Origin of the sequence: Coraliomargarita algicola, assembly GCF_033878955.1 — a bacterium.
In the GTDB taxonomy this organism is placed as follows: domain Bacteria; phylum Verrucomicrobiota; class Verrucomicrobiia; order Opitutales; family Coraliomargaritaceae; genus Thalassobacterium; species Thalassobacterium algicola.
In genome coordinates this window covers 4,199,277-4,219,803 of sequence record NZ_CP138858.1, presented here as the reverse complement: position 1 = coordinate 4,219,803, position 20,527 = coordinate 4,199,277, and the positions used below count along the sequence as shown (strand labels likewise).

The window sequence follows — 20,527 nt, the reverse complement described above, 5'->3', positions numbered from 1 at the left end:
AAGTAGACCTTCCCCCGGCCGATTAACTCCCATAGAATTTAGTTTTAGGCGATGCCTTCAAATCCAGGCCACTTTGGATACCAAGAATTGTTCGAGCGACCTGTGCCAGCTCTCGTAGACCACTTTCAGTATTCACCCCTCGCCTTAACAGCGTCGAGATCCCCTGCAACATCAATGCCCCTGGATACGGTGGTTGTAAATTAAACTCAGTCGAAATTTTGGCCACCTCAATTGCAAACAATGCATCTCGTGCGTCATCTAGATCCAAGCTCTGAAATGCAGAAGTCTTTCGAATCGGAATGTTGTATTTCAAACTACCGACATAGTCCTGTACCGTGTCTGAAAGCATTTCCTTCACGTAGCGCTTTGCCAAATCCAAATTATTGCACGACTTACGTATGCAGATCAAATCCGTCGCCTGCGCGGTGCAATCGACACCGCGATCCAACAAGGGTAAAGGTGCAGTGCTCCAGTCTTCAAAACCAGCACGTGTGATCTGATCCATAAAGTGACGCCCGCAGAGACGCATCGCCACCCGACCACTCAAAAAATCAGCAGCATTCTCATCCTCATCCCGCTTCGGGCTCCCGAGGAGCTCTCCCAGCTGCTCGAAGCACTTTAAGCCGGCGATCACATTTGCACTATCCACGGTAACCGGATCATCCGCCTCAGGAGAAAACAAACGACCTCCAGCGCGAACGACAAAGTTCATAAACACATGCGGCACTGGCGACCAATTAATGACGCAATCGGCCGGCAACCTTCTCTTCAACTTCCGAACAGTTGTCAGAAAGTCTTTCCAAGTCCAAGACTGCCCGGGCTCGGGACAACCAGCTTCCTTAAAAAGCTTTGGGTTGTAGAACAATACCCGGGGCGAAAAAGCAAACGGTATTCCAACCATTTTCCCATCGATCTCGAAAGGTCGGAATGGCTTATCAAAAAACACAGACCGATCAGGATAGACTTCCTTAAATATATCAGACAGGTCCAAATACTGATCATTCTCAGTTAACACATGGCTCGTTGCTCTCAACTCAAGCACTCCTCGCTTAAAGGCAAACGAACTCCGTAAACCTGGAATCGAGTCCGAAATAAGCTTCAGCATGTCCGACACCCATGGCATCGTCTCGACTGGATTGTAAACGCAAACATTCTCAGGGAGAATACGAGTTTCCCAACCGGGCAAGACAAAGGTGCCTCGACGAGACTCTGAGTGCATCACACCATCTTGACACAGCGACTCGACTGCCTGCTGAACCTTCAGAAACGAAATGTTAAGCTCGGTCGCAATCTCCCGAGCAGCAGGGATACGGTCACCCGTAGAGATCTTCCCCTCTTCAAGTAATGAGAGAATATGATCACGGACTAAAGATATTCGATTTGGTTCAACCATGTTTTGACTCAGTCATCTTGGATACGTTCACTAACTAACTACCACAAGCGCAAAATCCCTCACTTACGATACGGCATCTATCATCCATTGAGTCAGGATTCTTCGAGAATCGACGCTACCGAACGCTCTTTCAAGTAATGCCAATCGCTCGCAAAGACATCCTTCTTCCTGGCATGATCGAGCTGCCCACGTCCGGTGATGCCGAGCTCGGCACCATCGCAACCCGCCTCAACATATCGGGCAAACCATGCATCCAATTGCTCCCGCATCGAGTTCACCCGTTCAGCATACTCCGGCGCATCCATCAAATTGCACGACTCATCCGGATCCTGTGAAAGATCATACAGCTCATCACTATGCTCGGTAAAGCGGCGCACATACTTCCAGTCTTGACTGCGAATCATACGCGCCGGCCCATACTCATCAAAAACGACCAGAGGCGCATCCACACTCGTCGCCCCACCCGTCCATAGACGACTTTGAACTTTACCCGGCAGTTGCTGCGGGATCTCCGCCTCCAACCCGAGATAATCCAGCAAGCTAGGCATGAAATCGTAATGACTAAACAAGGCATCCGACACGACACCAGATGGCATCGATCCGGGATGAGCAATGAGGAAGGGCACTTTTACCGAGGTATCGAACATGTTCTGAGGGTAGGTTCCATTGCCCTTCCCATAGATACCATGATGCCCCATATTCATACCATTATCCCCGGTGAAGACAATCAAGGTATCCTCTAAGATCCCCTGTGCTTCCAGTGCATCCAACAGTCGTCCAATCCCGGCATCCATCGCTGTAATGGACGCATAGTAACCACTGAGCAATTCACGGCGCGACTCTGGCGTAATGCCATAGGGCGCTGTATTGATCTGCCAGGGGTGCATCGGTAAATCCGGCACAGAATCGAAGGGACAATCGTTATAATAGGGATCAAAAAACTCTGCCGGATGTTGATCCCTCCCCCAGGGACTATGCGGCGCGGTATAATGCACCCCGAGGTAAAACGGCGATTCCTGGCCTTGCTGCTCTGCAAGAAAGTCAAGGGCATGCTCAGTGATGACGTCGGTCACATAGCGTGCTTCGACATACTCTTCACCCTCACGGATCATCGGTGCATCGTAATAAGGACCCCCACCCCGTGCATGCACACGCCAGAACGAGTGGCCTTTCTGCACTTGAGGCGCATTCCCCAAATGCCACTTACCGCTTAAGCCACAATAGTAACCATTGCGCTCAAGGATCTCGGTATACGTCGCCTGCCCCTCTAGATAATCAATCACCGCGCCATCGCTCGATTCGCTGGGCGCATTGCCACGGCGTATCCAATCATGCACGCCATGTTGCGATGGAATCTTTCCGGTTAGCAGCGAAGCACGCGCGGGAGAACAGACCGGAGAAACACAATACGCATTCTCCAAGCGCAACCCACTGGCCGCAATACGGTCCAAATTCGGCGTGCGCACCTCCGGGTTTCCGGCGCAGCCCAGCGCCCAGGCTCCCATGTCATCGGCCAGAATGAAAAGTATATTGGGTCGTTGCATTTTAACTACGCTGGTGCAATGCGCGGCATAGGCAAGACCTCCTTGGCCATTTCCGCCTGTATGAAACGCTGCAATACCTGACTTTTAATCACGACATAATCAGGATCGTTAAAACGGTTATGAAGCTCATCGGGATCTTCTTTTAAGTCATAGAGCTCTCCATCTTCAAAAGCACGATATACGGTCAGCTTGTATCGCTCATCAATGTAAGTCTTGAGCTCTGCACAGCCAGGCTCGTGATTGTTTTCCACAATACAATGATCGCGGGCAGTTGGCGATTCGCCCTGCCAGACGGGCCATTGATTGACGCCTGTCATCGCCTGGGGCTTATCAAGCCCCGCGGCAGCCAGAAAACTAACCGGCAGATCAACCAGGCACTGCAAGGCCTCACTCCGCTGCCCCTCCGGAGTATGCCCGGGCCATGAAACAATCATCGGGACTTTCACACCATCTTCGTAATGAAAGGGCCCTTTGGCAATGAAGCCGTGATGCCCGACGTAGTGCCCGTGATCGGTCGTGAATGCAATCAAGGTGTTTTCGGTCAGGCCAAGCTCATCCAACAGGTCCAGAGTTTGCCCGATCGCGTGGTCCATGCACGACACCATCCCATAATAAATGGCTAAATCCTGACGTGTTTTTTCTTCATCCTGCACGTGGCACTCCACCCCATGCATCCACTTTCCTTCCAGCCCATAGTCCTCATAAGTGGCATCCGCATCGATCGCAAATCGGTGGAAACGCGGATTCGCGCTATGCGAATCGGAACGTGTCTCCGGCAAGGTCAACGTAGCGGGATCATACATGCTAGCCCATGGTTCCGGAACGATATAAGGCGGGTGCGGATCGAAATAACTGGACCACATGAAGAACGGCTGATCCTGATCTGCAAATTGCTGAATCAGGGCATTGGTTCGTTCTGCGATCCATGTGTTGTAGTGATACTCCATCGGGATATTCCAGCGGCCATACTGCCCCTCCTTCGTTCCCGTTGGCTTTTGGAAACATTCGCGCCAATCGGCAAAGCCTTTCTCCTCCATCCAAATGGCATAGTGCTGCCCGACGTGCGCCTCATCCACGTGATTGCGCGCGAGCTCGAAGTGATCGAAACCATAAAACGGCCCGGTATAGCTTCGCCAAAAATCCAAATCCTGAAGTGTCGGATACGCCTCCAACGAACTGTATTCTTCCGTCGAAGCCAACGGCTGAAAATGCGCTTTTCCGACCAAAGCAGTCTGATAGCCGAGCGCATGCCAGGCGTCATTCATCGTCGGACGGCTCTCGTCCAGTTTCGTGCCCAGGGTATAGGCACCATGTTGACTCGGAAACTGTCCCGTTAAGATACTGGCACGAGTCGGTGTGCAAGTCGGATTCGGACAGTAAGCGCGATCAAAGATCACCCCCCGGGCCGCTAAACGGTCTAAGTTCGGCGTCTTAATTTCCGGATTATTGTAACCCATGGCCATCCAGTGCTGCTGGTCACTGCTGATCAGTAAAACATTCGGTTTCTTGCTCTGCATATCAGTTCTTCGTTTATACGATTATGAATACTTCCATTAAAAAATATTTCTATTCCGAAGCTGGAATCCATGCCTCAAAAGGAGGCAGAGGACTGTTGCTCACGACAATCTTTGCAAGCTGTGTGTGAGTCTCGCGGCCAAGGATAGTGATCACATGCCGACCTTCCGAAAACACGAATTCTTGTGGATACTGCTCCTTGTGAATCAGCGCCGTTTGCCATGTCCAAATCGATGGCGCATTAATACTGAATGGCCAGAATGTCGGCTCTCCGCCATCGACACGAATTTGCAGACTATCACGGCGGGATGCATCAGGCCCCGGGACATAAGCCAATAAATGAAGGTAGTAGGTCCCTGCTGTCGTTAGATTCACAGGGACTTGAATCTCTGCTGCGGCAGCGGCCTCACGCGTCGCAGGTGCTTCCAACACCTGAGCCGTAGGCGCCCCGTCCACCTCAATCGCTTTGAAACCTTCATGCTCCAGGTCCACCACATTTGACTCAAAGGTAATGAGCGGATCCGGCTGCACTCGTGCGCGGATGAAGGAACTCCGATTGTAGCCCTCGTCCGTCCGTATCGTGATAGCGCCCAAATGCTCGCCTGCCGGCAGTCCCTCTTTGATCACCACTTCGATCTCATGAGGCGCGCCATCACAGGGGCCATGACTGGGAGAGACTTGAATCCAGTCCGTATCCGTCATCACTCGCCACTGTTTTCCGAGCTCCGGTGGGACGGACACAGTGAACTTTCTCTTCGGCTGGTGACTTCCATCGGCACAATGCCCCAATTCTCCAAGCATCGGCAATAGCGATATGCCAGATGGACGCAGCGGAAACAATGCCCCCTGCCCCGCTGGAATCGCTCCAATATCCGGCGCACTCCCCGTATGACCTTCGTTGATCATCGGCAAGGCGACACCACGATCGACCGCTAAGGAATCATCGCTCAATCGATAGTCACCTGCGGGACGGTCCTTAAATTTTTCGATACCGACTACGCCATTTTGCTGCCACTGCGGCCGCTCCGGATCCATCGAGCCCGGGCGTAGCATGTCATAGTCGAAATCAGCCAAGGCTTCCTGCGGGTATAGAATATCCCCCAGGGCAATCAGATTATTGCGTGTCATCAACGGAGTGGGCCCCTTGCCCCAGTTGCCGCCACGAAGTGCTTTCCCCTGGCTGTAAACCGTATTGTGAAAGATGTAATTGATGCCAGGCTCCGGAACACGGTTACCTCCAACCTTGAATGCAAAGTTTGTGTTTCCACGCTCCTCGCCCTCCAGCACAATCAAATTTCGATAGAGATAAGATGGCCCATAGATGGTTGGAGCCGTGCTGATGCCACATAAACTGCTCGAAATCCAGTTGTTAAACATCCGGACATTCATCTGCCCGCCATCCAGCTCGATCCCGTCGTCATTACTGAAGAACATGATGTTCCCCGAAATATCCGTATCACGGTAGGGCCCTCCTTTAACCTTATTGTTCCAGGCCGCTTCGATCGTGTCGTTAAACCGCCGCTGATCCGAGGCAATGAGCTCATTATTCCGAATGACATGATTCCCCTCGGAGTTCGCCATAATGATCGATGTCGGGCCCAGAGGGTGCCCATGCGACCACGACGTAGCACGCCCGCGCGGCGCATGGATATAGCAGTCTTCAACAACAACCCGTTCTGCTTTAGGATTAATGCGAACACCTGCCTGCAGATTGATTCGTTTGCCTTCCTCGTCGACGTAGAAAGGGCCTTTCCCTCGCTTATCATCCTCCGGCATCTGCAAGGTCCCCGGTTGTCCCCATCCGGAAATATCGCATCGGCGAATCCGTATATCAGACGAATCCTCGACCACGATGGCATCTTTAATCCCTCCCTTAATCATCAGATTATCCAACACAACATACTGTGCGCCCGAGATAAAAATCGCATTATCCCCATTATGATCCACATCTAAAATCGTCTCTCCATCCGAAGATCCGGTGATCCGAATCCAGCCGTCGGGGGTGCCGACCTCCTGCACGATAAGTGGCTCACTAAGGGTTCCCGCATCGAGCTCGATGGTCTTCGCAATCGGCACCTCCGACGACCAGGTCTTGACCTCTGCAATCGTCGGTTCCCGGTCCAAATCCATGAGCGCATCCGTCAGCCAGACCTTGAACTCATACCCGGTATCCTCATCCAGATTCAACAGGCTGCCACGGAACTGCCTGGTCTCATTGTGCCAAACCATACCAAGCGATTCACGCCAAGCCTCTGTGCCCTTTTTCCGATAGACCAAGTGAGCCTCTGTCGACCGACTGGTATCCCCATCCGTATCGACATAGACACCAATCGAGTTAAAGGTCGGCACCCCCTCGCGCGTAGCAATCGTCGGCGCAACACGCACGCGCTCATCGGCGGGCACAAGGGAGAGATTGGCAAAACCAACCGTGTTGCCAACGTTACGCTCGGCCTGGTTATAACGCAGCAGAACTGCGACTTGATCGGCGCCAAGCGTTTCAAACTCACGGCTGATTTTTACCCAACCATCCGAGCGCTCCTTGACCGATATCCGCTGAAACTCTTTCTTGTCCTTATACAGCTTGATCTGCACAAAGCCCTGCTCCGTCAACGCCGAGTTCACCCAGCCTTCAAAGTAATAGAGCCCGTCTTTCGGTAAGGAGATTTTTTGAAGAATCTGCGCCTGCCCTTTACCTGCCTGCGTGCATTTCACCTGCAAGCTACCGGCAACTCCTTCAGGCGAATCCTCAGTCGAATAGCTGAGGGCGGCATGCACATCACCTGGCACAGTCCACGCAGCAGCCTCCCCATTCTCCAGTTTGGAGAAGTCCCCATTCTGTATTAGATTCCCAGCAAATGCACCCGAACAAAGTGAACACATCGACAACAACAATACACGAATCCCAATATTCATACCGAACACAACACCTAGTAGTTTACCATTCATAATAATTTCAATTTCCTCTAATCATTTACAATCCTTATTAAATACAGGTCAGTTTACTCCACCTCGCCCTGCTCCTTCTTCTTTCGTTTGATCGCCTCAAACGTAGCTTTATCTGCAAGTGATACATCGCCTTCAACACGACCGTTATCCAAGGGGTCACTCTCACGGTTATTTAAGTCCCGGAACAAACGCCGGATATCAATTACACCTCCAATTAAAAACCAGAAGGTCGAGATCACGGCGAGGATAGCGGTAATGACGATCGTTGTATAAAAGAAATAGTGCCCCCACCAATGCTCCGGCCATGGCGAAATAAAGTTCCAAATCAGCACAAAAAGGAAACAGAAGCCCATTTTATACACGATGGCATATCCGAAAACGGACCATGCGATAAACTTATCCCCACGTGTGTAATCTGGGTTGATCCCTACAAGTTTGCTTAAAAAATTCTTCCGCGTCCACTTGGTTCCAATGTGCTTCTCATCATCGATACTATAGGCACCGCGGTGCAGAAGGCGATCCAAGTCATACGGCTTCTTATAGGTGATGAATGAACCAAGAATGTAAGCGATAATACCACTGCACATCGCAATAAAATAGCACTCGTAGGAATTAATCGGAAACTTCACTGCATCCATCTTCCATACGATATAGGGATTAAACGGTCTGGAAACCGTTTCGAGAAATACCCCCAAAGGCTCAGCCCAGCCCACGTGGCTCAACCATGGGTAAATCGTCTCTGCCCAGTTTCGCTGCACAAAAATTGATAGCAACGAGATACCAGATCCAAAGAAAAGCGCACAATAAGCACCAAAGGTTGTGCCAAATCTGCTATATAAACCAAACACCATCACCGGACCGGCTCCACCAAGCCAGACGCCGGTCATGATCGTGATAAACATGTTGATGAAGTCCAACTGGACCATGAAAAAGGAACAAAAGAAAAAGAATATGGCGACTGCAACCGAGCCGCAGCGGAGCATTAGCAAATGACGCTCCGGCGACAGCGGTTCCTTCAAAAACGGTTGAACAATATCCTGAATAATCGTCGACGACGCGTTGAAGATCCGTGAATCGTCCGTCGACAGCATCAGCATCACCATCAATAGACAAAACAAACCCGCAACACCGACCGGAAGCATGTTCCGCAAAGCCACCGGCATCATCATTTGATTATAGAGCGTGCGAAACTTCTGGAATATCAAGTTTCCGCTACCATCCGTTCCCAGCGCCGTCTGTGCCGCTTCCTTAAAAGGCGTGTCGATATTCACCTCTCGCGACAAGGGTGGATCCTCTCCGATGACATGTTTTGTAATCGGCAAGGCCGCGATATTCTCCTTCACCTTGGCAAGAGTTTCCTGATCAGTAACCACCTCACTCGCGACCTTAGCAGACAGTTGTTGCCGAATCTCATACGCTTTGTCTGCATGATTCTGATGGCTCATTACGGTGATGATTGTAATCGCAATCAGCAAACACATGAGCGTGCTGAACCCCTCACGCCACGCCCCCAAAATGCCCGCCATCTTCTGCTCGTGCGGGTTGCGTCCACAACTGGAAGTATCGTTACCGATCCAACTCGCCCGGTTCAGGATGCGTGACATGACTAGCACACAAAGCGCAAAAATATTAAAATCACGAAGCTTAGAGACATCGAATGGATTCAGGAAGCTTTCACCTTCGACCCGATCCAGCATGACTGGAGCAATTTCTCCACTCCAGGAAAATGAAATCAACACATAACACCCAATGATCACAAATATGGGATAAGAGATAATCCCCTGAAAAGAATCTGTAATCAACAGTGAGATACGCCCTCCGGGCCACATCACCACAATCGCCATACAAAGGAAGCCGCCAACGACCACGGTAAAGGTCGGTAAAGTGAGACCGAAAACTGATAATGTATGCGGCACATCCAAAAAGTAGATAAAGAAGTTAGCGGCAACAGCCGGGCCAATGGCATTGGTCAACATTTCAGCCATGGTTCGAATCGATGCGGCAACCACACGAAAACTGCGGCTATAACGCATCTCAAGAAACTGCCCAATCGAAAGCGCTTTCGTTTCACGAAAGCGGTAAATGCAGTATCCCGAAAGCCCCATAATGATACCAACTGGAATCAAAAAATACTCCCAGAAGGTAAGCGCGTAGCCCACCTGATACTTCATCTCAACCAACGCAACCAAGGTGATGACACTCAGCGAACTCGTCATGTCACCAACCGAGATGACATAACGACCAGCCACACGCCCCGCGGCGAGATAATCCGCGACCCCGCGTACATACCTCCTGGAGTAGACCGCCACACACAGTATGATGAAAACAGGAATGACAACGATCAGCCAGTCAATGAGGTGCATTCTATTCTAGAGTCAAATTGAGGTTCAGAGCTCCACCAACCAAGTTGAACGAGCCACAGCAAAAAAAGTAACAAAGTTATAAAGACACATCCGGAGAACACCTCCGCCGTCCCGAGATCAGGCCCCAATCAAAGTCCATCAACTCGAAGCATGTGAATCATGGCTACATAACAGAACTTCACATCTGACATAGTCAACAAATTAAAATCACTATTATCATAAACCCGGCGAATTCATAGACAGACCAATCTAGTAAATCAGATAAAGAAGAATCTTCACAAAACAGCATATAATAAGCGCATACTAATACAATAATGAGCTTATAAGCACAAATAAGCTGCACCAAGCTGCCAATACGCGACATCTACATAAGATCCCAAGCAAAATAATTCCTTGACTTTGTCAGCAGCCAGTAATTAGAAAAAAGTCATAACATTGAATACTATCCAACTCATCCAACCTAAAACTTAACTACTATGACTATGATTAAGACCCCACACCCCAGAAACATCCTCGCACTCTCTGCGTTCACACTTGCAGCATCGACTGCAAGCGCAGATTTACTCGTTTACGAAGGCTTCAACTATGGCGGATCCGACACAGCCATCAATGGAATCGCCGTTGGCGGCGGCGCCGTCGGCCTAACAGGTTCCTACGCAACCGCCACAGGCACATCCGGCAGTGGTAACACGCAAGCCTCCACCTACCTAGCGACTGGCCTGAGCTTCAGTAATCTCAGCACAACCGGCGGCTCCTTACAGCAATCTGTAATTCCCAAAATCGACCTAACGAAGGAATATGTCTACTCCAGCGTAGCGCTCGACACTTCAGCAACCGGCGATATCTATGGCAGCATGCTGGTCAACATCGCGACAAGTGAACTTACCCTGGGAGGAGATTCATCCAACTCTGGCATTTCCGACCTTAGAGTCCAAGACTCATCAAACCTTACCGGAAATGCCAATAGCTCCATGCTGACAACCGCCAAGCGCGCAAGCCAAGCCGGCGTGAAAGCAGGTGCATCCTACACTGCCAACGGACCTATCAGTGGTAGCAACGCAATTAACACCAACCAGACCTATCTATTCATCACTCGATACACAAATGTTGGACTCGCCGGTGGCGGCACCGCCAACCTGTGGGTACTCGATGAAACCCAATACGACCTGTGGCAGGCCGACGGCGGGTCCGAAATCGACTTAGCCACCTATGCTTTAATGGAAACAAGCAACAGCGGAACAGATACCATTGCTTTTGACGCGACAAAGTCGATTCGCGTGGGAACCGGTGAATTTAACCTCGATTTCAACTCCGGATCCGCCAATTACAGCAATCTCGGAGAACTAACAGTCACCTATGACGAAATCCGCTATGGCAGCACCCTGGGGGACGTCGTCGTCGTCGTACCAGAATCCTCCCAATACTCCCTCATACTTGGCGCTTTGCTGGCGTGTTTCGTCGGCGCACGCCGCCGTCGCGCATAGCTACTAAAAAACCATGCCACCACGCATAGCTTTACTGACGCTCTTACTGCTTCCATCAATGCTCCAAGGAACCAATGAATCCACAAGCACGCCAGCTTTGGATCAAGTCAACTGGAACAGTCCTGTTTATCAAACTGGTTTTGATTCCGAAACTGTCCTGAGGGACTGGCGACTCGAAGGCGGCGTCTCCATGCGAATCGAGAATAAGCGCCTGCTCCTGGAAACAAAAGGAATCAATACAGCGCCCGCACGGGACCATCATCTAGTGGCATGGCTTGAAAAAGAAATACCAGATAACTTCTATCTGGAATTCGATTTCCGTCCAAAGAACAAACAGCAAGGACTCGCCATTGTTTTCCTCAACACCAGAGGCATCCACGGCGAGTCCATCTTTGACGAAAACCTCGCACCGCGCGACGGCATTTTCGTCCAGTATCACAGCGGTGACCTGAACGGATACCACCTCTCCTACTGGAGTGGCGAACGCAAGGGCTCCAATCTGCGCAAGAACAAAGGCTTTCACCTAGTCGCGAGTGGCGAGGATCCAGTTGCCAGTGATACGACGGACAAGTTCCATCGCATCGGCATCCTCAAGAAAGACGCCAGCATCCGCTACTACGTCGACAACGCGCTGGCCCTCGAATACACCGACGACGGTAAAGAATACGGCCCTGCCTGGATAAACTCAGGATGGATCGGCCTACGCCAAATGGACCACGCCCATTGGTGCGAGTATGACAATTTGAGCATCTACCCCCTCCTGCCATAAGGCGCGTGGGTTAACGCTTGCCTAAAGCAAAGTCATTCAACCAATCCAGACAAAGGCGGGGCCAGGTCTCAGCCGCTCGGTTCCCATCTCGCATCCCGTAGCCATGCCCGCCATCTAAGAAGACATGCAACTCATATGGGACACCCAGATCAGCTAAAGCGCGGGCCATTACGTAGCTACTGTTAACATGCTTGTCGTCGGCAGCCACAAACAGAAAACAAGGTGGCGTTTCAGTATTTACAACAAGCTCATCGCTTAGCGTATTCCCCTCTCCCTGATTGAGGAAGGCCGGATAGATTAAAACCATAAAATCGGGCCGCGCAGAGACTTGGTCATAGATTGGCTCTACTTTGGAGCCCTCTGAAGCAGGAACTTCACCAGGCCACAACTCAATTACTTCCACGCCAAACACAGGCAATGAAGTAAGCAATAGAATCCACCCCAACAAAACCGAAGCATAGACTCTCTGCAAGCAACTCATACACCGCCTGTTTCAAAGTTCATTCACTTGCTCACCGAGAGTGGCCATATAAAATCGCCTCACTCGCAACTGATTCCTAGGGCCGCGCTTATCAGCAATGAAAACTAGACCACTACGGCCCGGACGGTACGGCCAGAATGACTTATACACCAACTTCACTTCGTTAGAGTGCCCAAAGTTCGATTGAACCGCCATCATAACACCAAAATTAGGGTCATCGGTCTTAGGAGAATCGACTATAGTATTCTCACCAGGAGAAACTCGCAATCGTTCCCCACCAAATTGCACAGCAATATCATAGCTTGATATATTATAAAGCTGATAAATATCGCGGGCTGAATTCCCGGCACGATTATCAATGACTACCAGATTATACTGCCCCGCCCCACCATCACGCTCAAAAAATAATAGCAACGGAGGAGCCCCCCCGGCTGCCATGTCGCCTGTGCAACCGGAACATTCACGAGCGCCCCATCGGGACCGAGACCGCCATCGCGATAGAAAATCAAGGGCCCTTCCACACCACTGAGTTCATACACCGGCGAGGGAGCTCCATTCGGAATCGTCAAAGGCATACGCTCCTCGCCATCGAGATAGAAGACATCCCGAATGGTCTGATTCCAACTAAGCAGACTGAAACGCTTTGTCTGCTGGGCACTCGCCGTGCATAAAGTCATGCTAAACATGATCGCGACGATTACAGTTAACGCGGAATACCTATATTTCATCTTCATTTAACCAACGGAATGCTACAATTTTGAATGAACGCCCAAAGTCTCCCGTGGGATAGATCATTTCGTTCTCTAAATTATCTACGCCGGCTTCAACTGGCATCACCGACCGCTGCACAACTGCCTCACAGTATGCAGCAGAGACAAGCTCGCCCGTCAAAGGGTCATTACTTTCACCATAGGCACGAATCAAAAAGGTATCACCTCTCACGCTCATAAAAGGAGCTAAACGCTGCAACAAGTCTCCCTGCAAAACATAGCCGGGAAAACCAGCGGCTTGCATATTCGTATCGGGAAACACGTCATAGAACCCGGCACCGGAAATCGCGTTTGAAGACTCGGCAGAAAGCCCGTTCAGTTTTGACGCGGTATTCAAACCTTGATCGGGATCGTCGAGCGCCGCTTGCAAGACACCGGACTTACCAGCCTCATCATCGGATAGACGGCGGTTGACAAAGTCCGCCATCGATAGAAATGGACCACGCGCTTTCACCTGCTCAACAATCGCTTCCGCCAAAGATTCGACTTCCTCCTCTTCCAACTCTCGAACCCCCTTCCAGAAATTCTCCAGAGATGAACCCATCCCTAGGTTTACTTTCCCCGAATAGGGCCATGTAAATCGCGAAACAACAAGCCCACCATCCGCACGAGTCGTCGTCCCATCATACAAGGGAAACTCCTCGATCGACAGCCCCGCGAGAACCGCCTTCCATGCACTGACCGAAACGGAGTTCACATTAAATGCCCCCTTCACCCTCAGATAGCCAGCGAGCGAACGAAACAACTGACTGTCATCGATTCGATCAACTAGATCACTAAACTTGAGCTCCCCAGAGTCTTGCGCGAATTGATAACGCTGATTACCTGACAAGGATTGACCCGCTAGAAATGCCTCAAAATCCTCCTCAGTAATCGAGTCCGTAAACCCGGAGAAGAAATAGCGGTCCCAGACCTTCTCATTCACCAAATAAGACGTATCAAATAAGGTAAAAGTCTCTTCCACCGGACTCACACTATCGTCGGCGGAATATGTCCAGACTTGATGAGAATCGTCTAATGTCTGCTGCAAAGGAATACGAACATTCGCATACGAATTCCCCAACATGTAGCTTGGATCGAAGTTATACCTTCCAAGATTCGCATGCTGCAAGTTACCGAGTGACAATAGCGGCGTTCTCGGCCGATCGAAGAGAATTACCCGCGACTGCCCATCCACTCCAATACTATCTCCCCAATATCCCGACGCATCCGCATCTGCCTGAATGTCAGAGTCTGTCAGGATTCCTCGCGTCCCGTTCGGGTCCTCAGTCGTAAACGTGCTCAAGACCGAATATCCGGCATCGTCAAAGAATCCATCCCACTCACTATTTGCATTGATCGCACGGACATTCGAATCGATCAGATTACGCCAAGGGACCTCATACTCCTGGGTAGTCTTTAACCAAAATCCGATCGCGAGTAGCTCATCCTGATAACTTGCGCTCGATAAGTTCGCAAAGGAACGCTCCACTGAAATGGCATCCGCTCCGTCAAAATCGGAGAAGATTTTTCCAGTCCCCTGTTTAATATCCCAAGGATAATAGCCGACCGTCAGAGTCGCGCCCAAGTCATTCAACAAGCTCATCTCGAAAGAGAAGGACGGAGCCTCAGTCACACCATCCGTTGGCGACAACCTTTCCAAAATCGAAATCTCGTTTTCAGTTAAATTCCAAGTCGGCAACTTGGTTGGCTGGGTATTTCCGTAGTTCGTATCACGATACCATTCGATTGGCGCCGGTCCATCAACATTCGCAATACGATTCGATCCACGCTTGGGAACCGCATCTATATGACTCGAAAGCATCAGCGGGATCACGAGCCCTCCGCCTCCTGCCACATAAGGAGTCAGATAAACCCGATCTGCTGCAGTATCGTTGCGCGCCTGAGAAACATTGCCATCCGCGTCCTCCCAGAACATTGCGAGCCCATTGGCTAGTTTACGCTCATTAGGATAGTCCGTCGTATTTGTGTTGATTCCGTAGTATTTGATCTCACCAGGGCCAATTGTGATTGGCTTCACTCCACTCTGACTCGGATCATCTTTGAAGAAGTAATCAACGATGCCTTGCCCGTTAACCGGCATGACCTCACGAACACCAAACTCTACAGTATCTCCATCCACCGTAATGCGCACGATTGGATTTGGGTCCCAGCGCACAATCAAGCGGTTAACCGTAAGCTCACTATTATAGGGGTTATAAATTCCAAAAACCGGTGTAATGACCAGCTCCACTCCATAGGGCCCATCATTCAAAGCATACCCCATCTGCATACGGGCAAGGATCGGCGTGACCATACTTTGCATTTGATAATTATCTGCGGTTGGACGAACAAAATTCTTCCCCTGCATACCCACGAAATTAGGTTCCGCTTGATAGGGCTTTCCTGTTCGCAAAAGCGGAGCAAATGTATGCGCGGGTTCAGTATGCCGAAAACCAATATACTTTTTGTGCGGGTAGCCAGTCGAACTACTAAGAAAATCAACATAGGGTGCCAGATAGCCGGGACTATCACCATTCAGCGCCGTATAATCCTCCTGATCGATTCGCTGGTCTACAAGCAATTCATCGCCCTCAGGAGCTTCCACAGACTGACTCCCTATAGCATTTCCCATCGGCTTATACTGACGATAATACGACCTAAGTATACTCCAGTTTGGCCCACCACGATCAATCCCCAGACCACTGTCAAAACCATTGGCCGTCATCGTGTCCTCTTCAATCAAATATAAGTTTTCGATGTAATCGAGTGGCAAGGTGGCGGCATCATTCGGGTTTGAGTTCTCATCATACGGCAAGAAGTACTCATCAAAGATATGTCGGTATTCAAAGGCTTGTGTTAAGTCGCGCTTCAGCCCGCCATTCTTTACATCCACTAACAAGCCCTCAGACCATGTTGTCAAATCATGATAATACTTCTTTATCAGTCGATCGTCAGTTACCGCATCATTGCTTTTGGATGCTTGTATAAGTTCCGATAAACCAAACAATTTCAAAACCTCGGAGCCATTCACCGGGTAAGATGCAAGCGAATTCATGTATTCGATTCCGGAACGCTGCGCTCCTTGAAAACTTTTGGTGAGCTCGTAATGATCCGAAGAGTCACTGTAATCATCAATTAGATTTACCCGTGCCTTCATGCTCTCATCGGCGACCCAATACGCAATCTTACCAGAAGCATCATTAAGTGACTCCTTCACGACAAGCACATCATCAAGGTCATCGGTTCCGTCTCCCCCAACAAGCACGACCCGATCCTCTGCAGTTAAATCATCCATTGGCTGACGGTAATCAGGATCCCCCGGAAGTAGTCCCGAATTACCACTCACCAGCCAATGCCCGCGGGCAATACGTTCCTCCGCATTCAGATCCGACCAGTTCTCGATTGAACTGTCCCATGCTCCCAGCCAATGCGGCGAGCGAATCGACGGCCCGACAAGAGCACCAGTGAACACGTCCCCATTCGCAGTCACTCGCTGGTCCACTCCCACTGTTCTCTGCAGCTGCCCGAGCGCGACCATCAGACTTAATTTCGCATTCTCCCGAGCCAGCATAGTTTTTGCCCGGGACGATGCAGTGGTCGTTTCAACACGCACATAAGTAGTCATCGTCAATAGAAGCAAGACAATGAATGCCATCAGTGATAGAGCCAGAACCAGAGCAAAGCCAGACTGCCGACGAGAAGATCCAGGCCCCACATGCAGACCAGATCGAAACTTGGAATTAGAATAACACATAGAAGGGATATACTTCGAGGCTAAGGAATCCATAGGCAGAGTTCAAGCAATCGGCCGACATAATAGAGGGCAATCGCAAGCGTATAACATCCACAACTCTGCTAGTTAATATTTGCGTTGACGGTAATCGGTATCGAAAATCCATTTTCAAATTTCACCAATAGAGTTGCCTTCAAACGATCTCCTGCGCTGAGGCCAGCCGTCTGAAGCGTGAGTGTGAACGTCTGCGAACTATTCGCATTCAAAGTGCCCACACTCGGACTGACTGATAACCAGCTCACGCTATCGTTCATCTTTACCGTGTAGCTCAAGCTGCCTGACAACGCGCCGGAACTGACGATTACATCCACCGGCGTCGTCGCACCATTCGCCTCCCCCAAGAGCTCGACTAGATATTGATCGGCACTGACTGCGATAGGACGCGGGGGAATTAAGGAGCTCCCGCCATGCTCGATGGCACCCTGGTCCGGCGCAGCCCCAGCAAACTGGTCCGCAAAGTTGAGAATACCCAGGCCGTCGTCAATCCCTGCAGAGCCAGCCTGCAAACGGAAATCACCTGTCGCAGCGTTCACAAAGGTCGGTGCGTTATCCAGGATTCCATTCGGCTCCTGCCCCGCCGCGTATTCAACATTGGCGACCGCTAGCCCATTACTGGAGAGGTTATCATAATCAAAGCTGTTCCATGGATTCTTTTCAGAATCTTTGATTGTCCGGTTATAATCCAAACGAGTCGACAAGCATTGGATAATGTTATTACGGCTCATCCCTAGGAACATCCCCTTATTAGAATCGCTTCCAAACCCAACACCTGTGATGCCATTACCGATCGAATACAGGGTGTTATTGAAGAAGTAGCTCTTCCCCTTCGAATGCGTGTCACCACCACCCAGCTTCACAATCGAGAAACAGCTACCCCGATCATCCCCGAGGTTAAACATAACATTCTTATAAACGTAAGAAGGTCCCACGCGACATGGCGCCAAACTCAGACCGACATAGCAATTCTCCAGGCGATTGTTGTAGTAGCGGGTATTCATCTGCCCACCATCCATCTCAGTCGCATCATCATTGCCGAAAGTCAGCATGTTGCCATAGACATCCGAGTCCCGATAAAAAGAGCCGAAGTCCGACTTGTTATTCTCGCCTTCAATGACGTCGTTCCAGCGAATTTCGTCACTGCCAATCAGGTCATTCCAGCGCACGACGTGATTCCCCTTCATGATCAAATCATTCACCCCGGCAATATTCTGCACTAGCACTGCAGTCGGCCCGCGCGGATGATTCCTGCCTTCCCAATTGTTGGCACGTGGCCTGGGATCATGCATATAGCAACGCTCGATCGTCACCTGCGAACAAACGTTCAGATGCACACCAGCATCCTTATTAATAGATAAGTCTTCATTGCCCGAATTCAGCTCGGCTTCGGTTTCGTAAAAATAAATACCGTCCGTGTAATTTGGCATGCGCCCCCAGCCGGACATCTCACAGTTCAGAAGGCGAATGTGCTCCGACATGGTGACTTCCACCGCATGACGACGCCCGCCGACGACCTCGATATCCTCAAAAATCAAATAGCTACTATTACGGATCAGTAAGGCGACATCATCCGCATAGCCACCGTCAACATCACCACTTTCCGTGCCCGTGATCCGAATCCAGCCATCCGGCTCGCCGTGCATGTTTTCAATGAGCAACTGCCCACTGCTATAGAGACTGGACAGGGCAATCGTCTGCGCAATGACAGGGTCCGCCTGCCAGGTGCTGACCGTCGATCCGGCCTCTTCCAGCACGCTGCCGTTTGCCTCAAGAACCACCTGAATCTCATAATCGGTGCCCTCTTGTAAACCAATCACACTCCCGCGGTATTCAGAACGCGAGGCATCATAGACCAGCTCCAATCCTTCGAGCCAGGTCCCCTCGCCTGCTTCACGATAATAAACATGCGCCACCTCATCCGTCACCGGCGTCGCACGAGTCGCGTAAACACTAATCGCCTCATACGTGGGCACCAAGCGAACCGGCAGGTTCTGAGACTCCAGAAGCTGGACATCGTCCATGTAAAAATAAGCACCGTCGTTATCCTTGGGAAAAGTGACACGTAGTTTAATGTAATTGGTCCCCGCCGGGGCGAGATAGTAGGGACTCACAAAGCTACGATACGGTGCGGTCCCTGTAAAATGCGTTTGTGTATCCACAGCTTGCAAGACGGTGCTTTGATCCGCTGCGATAAACTCAAAAAACACGCTCGGACTCACGGCCACATCTGTGATCGCTGCATCAAAGCGAATGCTGTAGGCCTTCCCCGCCGTCGCCGACACTAAATCGTGATGATACGACTTAAAGAATGACTTGCCGCTGAATCTCCCTGCCTGTTGGCCGGCTCCAACCGTCCCCGACTCCACTTGCACACCTCCGTTCCAATCGGAAACGCCTAACTCGAATCCTGAATCCGGCAACAGGTTGACAAGATCCTGCTCAATCAAATCAGACGACACCAATCCGGATGGATCCGTCGTAATTAACACATCATCTAAATACGAGGTGCCCGTCCCCGGCTGAGTCGTTGCAAAATAAAACCTCGCATAGCTGACATTCACAGGCGGCGTCAACCCATCCAAGTAGTAAAGCGCATAGGGATTGGTACCCGTGAGCGACACAAGCTCATCGATTTGCAACAATGCATCACTACTGTCGAAATAGCGCATCTCCACCTTGCCATTCGAAGTCGCAGCGTCCGTCGCGAAAGCAAATGACAGCGCGTATTCCTGACTCGAATCACAAGCAAACTCATACCAGGTCTTCTTCCAGAAGCTGCCATGCTCAATGGACGAGGCATAGCCACCTTCAAAGGCATCACTCCCAGTGGCCAAGCTTGCATTTCCTTTCGCCCAACCATTATAGCCGTCTTCAAAGCCACCGTTCGAGTTCACGACCAGTGCCTTATGACTGAACACATCACAATAGAGCGCATCAAAATATACGGAACCCTGTGGCGTCGCGCTTTGACTGACATAAAGTTGAAACTTCGCATAATCCGCACCGGGAGGCACTAATTCGCCTTCACTCGCCTCCAGCAGGGCGTAAGCCGTCGTCCCTGTCACCTGAGCAGTATCGATATCGGATATAAACTGGTCATTGGCATCATAGAAAACCAAGCGAATGCCTGCGTTGCCTTGAACCAGCCCCTCCGACTTGACATAGCCACCAAAGAAAATTACCTGCCCGGGCTCACAGTCAACCTGCTGCATAGCACTTATCCAATAAGTCATTTGATCCAATCGGGCCGCATTCACTCCCGAATAGACCGCAGTCTCTTCCAGACTAGCTCCGGACCAGTGGAGCATGCCCTCTTCGAAATCCGGATTTAACAGCAACTCATTCGAATGCCCTAGATTACATAGCATCAGAATGAAGGCGGCAAAGAAGAACGGTAAGTATGGGGGGAGCTTTTTCATAGGGTAGACCTTTCGGGTTATTCTGCAGAACTAGGGGCAAGCAAGCGATCAGTGAGCACACACTCACTACA

General features: G+C 50.6%; 11 protein-coding genes. 2 read left to right on the top strand and 9 right to left on the bottom strand.

All coding sequences use genetic code 11. The annotated features are described in order from the left end of the window. Positions 1 to 22: 22 nt before the first annotated feature. The 5 genes from SH580_RS17345 to SH580_RS17325 all read right to left on the bottom strand — a co-directional run bounded on the left by SH580_RS17345 (position 23) and on the right by SH580_RS17325 (position 9,761). Positions 23 to 1,393 (bottom strand): extracellular solute-binding protein, encoded by a 1,371-nt coding sequence (locus SH580_RS17345; RefSeq protein WP_319832083.1) that lies wholly within the window; start codon positions 1,391 to 1,393, stop codon positions 23 to 25. 92 nt (positions 1,394 to 1,485) lie between these two features. Further along, positions 1,486 to 2,937: a sulfatase family protein gene (locus tag SH580_RS17340; protein WP_319832082.1), complete on the bottom strand. Its 1,452-nt coding sequence runs from the start codon at positions 2,935 to 2,937 to the stop codon at positions 1,486 to 1,488. Positions 2,938 to 2,942: 5 nt separating this feature from the next. Continuing rightward, positions 2,943 to 4,454 (bottom strand): sulfatase family protein, encoded by a 1,512-nt coding sequence (locus SH580_RS17335; RefSeq protein ID WP_319832081.1) that lies wholly within the window; start codon positions 4,452 to 4,454, stop codon positions 2,943 to 2,945. Positions 4,455 to 4,503: 49 nt separating this feature from the next. After that, positions 4,504 to 7,398, bottom strand: coding sequence for a right-handed parallel beta-helix repeat-containing protein (locus SH580_RS17330; protein WP_319832080.1), 2,895 nt, complete (start codon positions 7,396 to 7,398; stop codon positions 4,504 to 4,506). A 53-nt stretch (positions 7,399 to 7,451) separates the two neighbouring features. Next, positions 7,452 to 9,761: a sodium:solute symporter family protein gene (locus SH580_RS17325; RefSeq protein ID WP_319832079.1), complete on the bottom strand. Its 2,310-nt coding sequence runs from the start codon at positions 9,759 to 9,761 to the stop codon at positions 7,452 to 7,454. Positions 9,762 to 10,243: 482 nt separating this feature from the next. Between SH580_RS17325 and SH580_RS17320 the strand changes: the two genes are divergently transcribed. Further along, positions 10,244 to 11,245, top strand: coding sequence for a hypothetical protein (locus SH580_RS17320; protein ID WP_319832078.1), 1,002 nt, complete (start codon positions 10,244 to 10,246; stop codon positions 11,243 to 11,245). A 13-nt stretch (positions 11,246 to 11,258) separates the two neighbouring features. Then, positions 11,259 to 12,014, top strand: a complete 756-nt coding sequence (locus tag SH580_RS17315; protein ID WP_319832077.1) for a DUF1961 family protein — start codon at positions 11,259 to 11,261, stop codon at positions 12,012 to 12,014. Positions 12,015 to 12,024: 10 nt separating this feature from the next. On the opposite strand, the gene SH580_RS17310 is transcribed toward SH580_RS17315, so the two are convergent. The 4 genes from SH580_RS17310 to SH580_RS17295 all read right to left on the bottom strand — a co-directional run bounded on the left by SH580_RS17310 (position 12,025) and on the right by SH580_RS17295 (position 20,456). Further along, entirely contained in the window at positions 12,025 to 12,495 is a 471-nt protein-coding gene (locus tag SH580_RS17310) for an alpha/beta hydrolase (RefSeq protein WP_319832076.1), read from the bottom strand. 362 nt (positions 12,496 to 12,857) lie between these two features. Next, positions 12,858 to 13,223, bottom strand: a complete 366-nt coding sequence (locus tag SH580_RS17305) for a hypothetical protein (RefSeq protein ID WP_319832075.1) — start codon at positions 13,221 to 13,223, stop codon at positions 12,858 to 12,860. Next, positions 13,213 to 16,902 (bottom strand): hypothetical protein, encoded by a 3,690-nt coding sequence (locus tag SH580_RS17300; RefSeq protein ID WP_319832074.1) that lies wholly within the window; start codon positions 16,900 to 16,902, stop codon positions 13,213 to 13,215. The genes SH580_RS17305 and SH580_RS17300 overlap by 11 nt, the downstream gene beginning before the upstream one ends. Positions 16,903 to 17,102: 200 nt before the next feature. Further along, positions 17,103 to 20,456 (bottom strand): BACON domain-containing protein, encoded by a 3,354-nt coding sequence (locus SH580_RS17295; protein ID WP_319832073.1) that lies wholly within the window; start codon positions 20,454 to 20,456, stop codon positions 17,103 to 17,105. Positions 20,457 to 20,527 lie beyond the last annotated feature (71 nt).

Excerpts from the sequence above, each read along its gene's own strand:
- SH580_RS17345 (WP_319832083.1), bottom strand. The coding sequence starts at position 1,393 with ATGGTTGAACCAAATCGAATATCTTTAGTCCGTGATCATATTCTCTCA.
- SH580_RS17340 (WP_319832082.1), bottom strand. The coding sequence starts at position 2,937 with ATGCAACGACCCAATATACTTTTCATTCTGGCCGATGACATGGGAGCC.
- SH580_RS17335 (WP_319832081.1), bottom strand. The coding sequence starts at position 4,454 with ATGCAGAGCAAGAAACCGAATGTTTTACTGATCAGCAGTGACCAGCAG.
- SH580_RS17330 (WP_319832080.1), bottom strand. The coding sequence starts at position 7,398 with ATGAATGGTAAACTACTAGGTGTTGTGTTCGGTATGAATATTGGGATT.
- SH580_RS17325 (WP_319832079.1), bottom strand. The coding sequence starts at position 9,761 with ATGCACCTCATTGACTGGCTGATCGTTGTCATTCCTGTTTTCATCATA.
- SH580_RS17320 (WP_319832078.1), top strand. The coding sequence starts at position 10,244 with ATGATTAAGACCCCACACCCCAGAAACATCCTCGCACTCTCTGCGTTC.
- SH580_RS17315 (WP_319832077.1), top strand. The coding sequence starts at position 11,259 with ATGCCACCACGCATAGCTTTACTGACGCTCTTACTGCTTCCATCAATG.
- SH580_RS17310 (WP_319832076.1), bottom strand. The coding sequence starts at position 12,495 with ATGAGTTGCTTGCAGAGAGTCTATGCTTCGGTTTTGTTGGGGTGGATT.
- SH580_RS17305 (WP_319832075.1), bottom strand. The coding sequence starts at position 13,223 with ATGAAATATAGGTATTCCGCGTTAACTGTAATCGTCGCGATCATGTTT.
- SH580_RS17300 (WP_319832074.1), bottom strand. The coding sequence starts at position 16,902 with ATGGCATTCATTGTCTTGCTTCTATTGACGATGACTACTTATGTGCGT.
- SH580_RS17295 (WP_319832073.1), bottom strand. The coding sequence starts at position 20,456 with ATGAAAAAGCTCCCCCCATACTTACCGTTCTTCTTTGCCGCCTTCATT.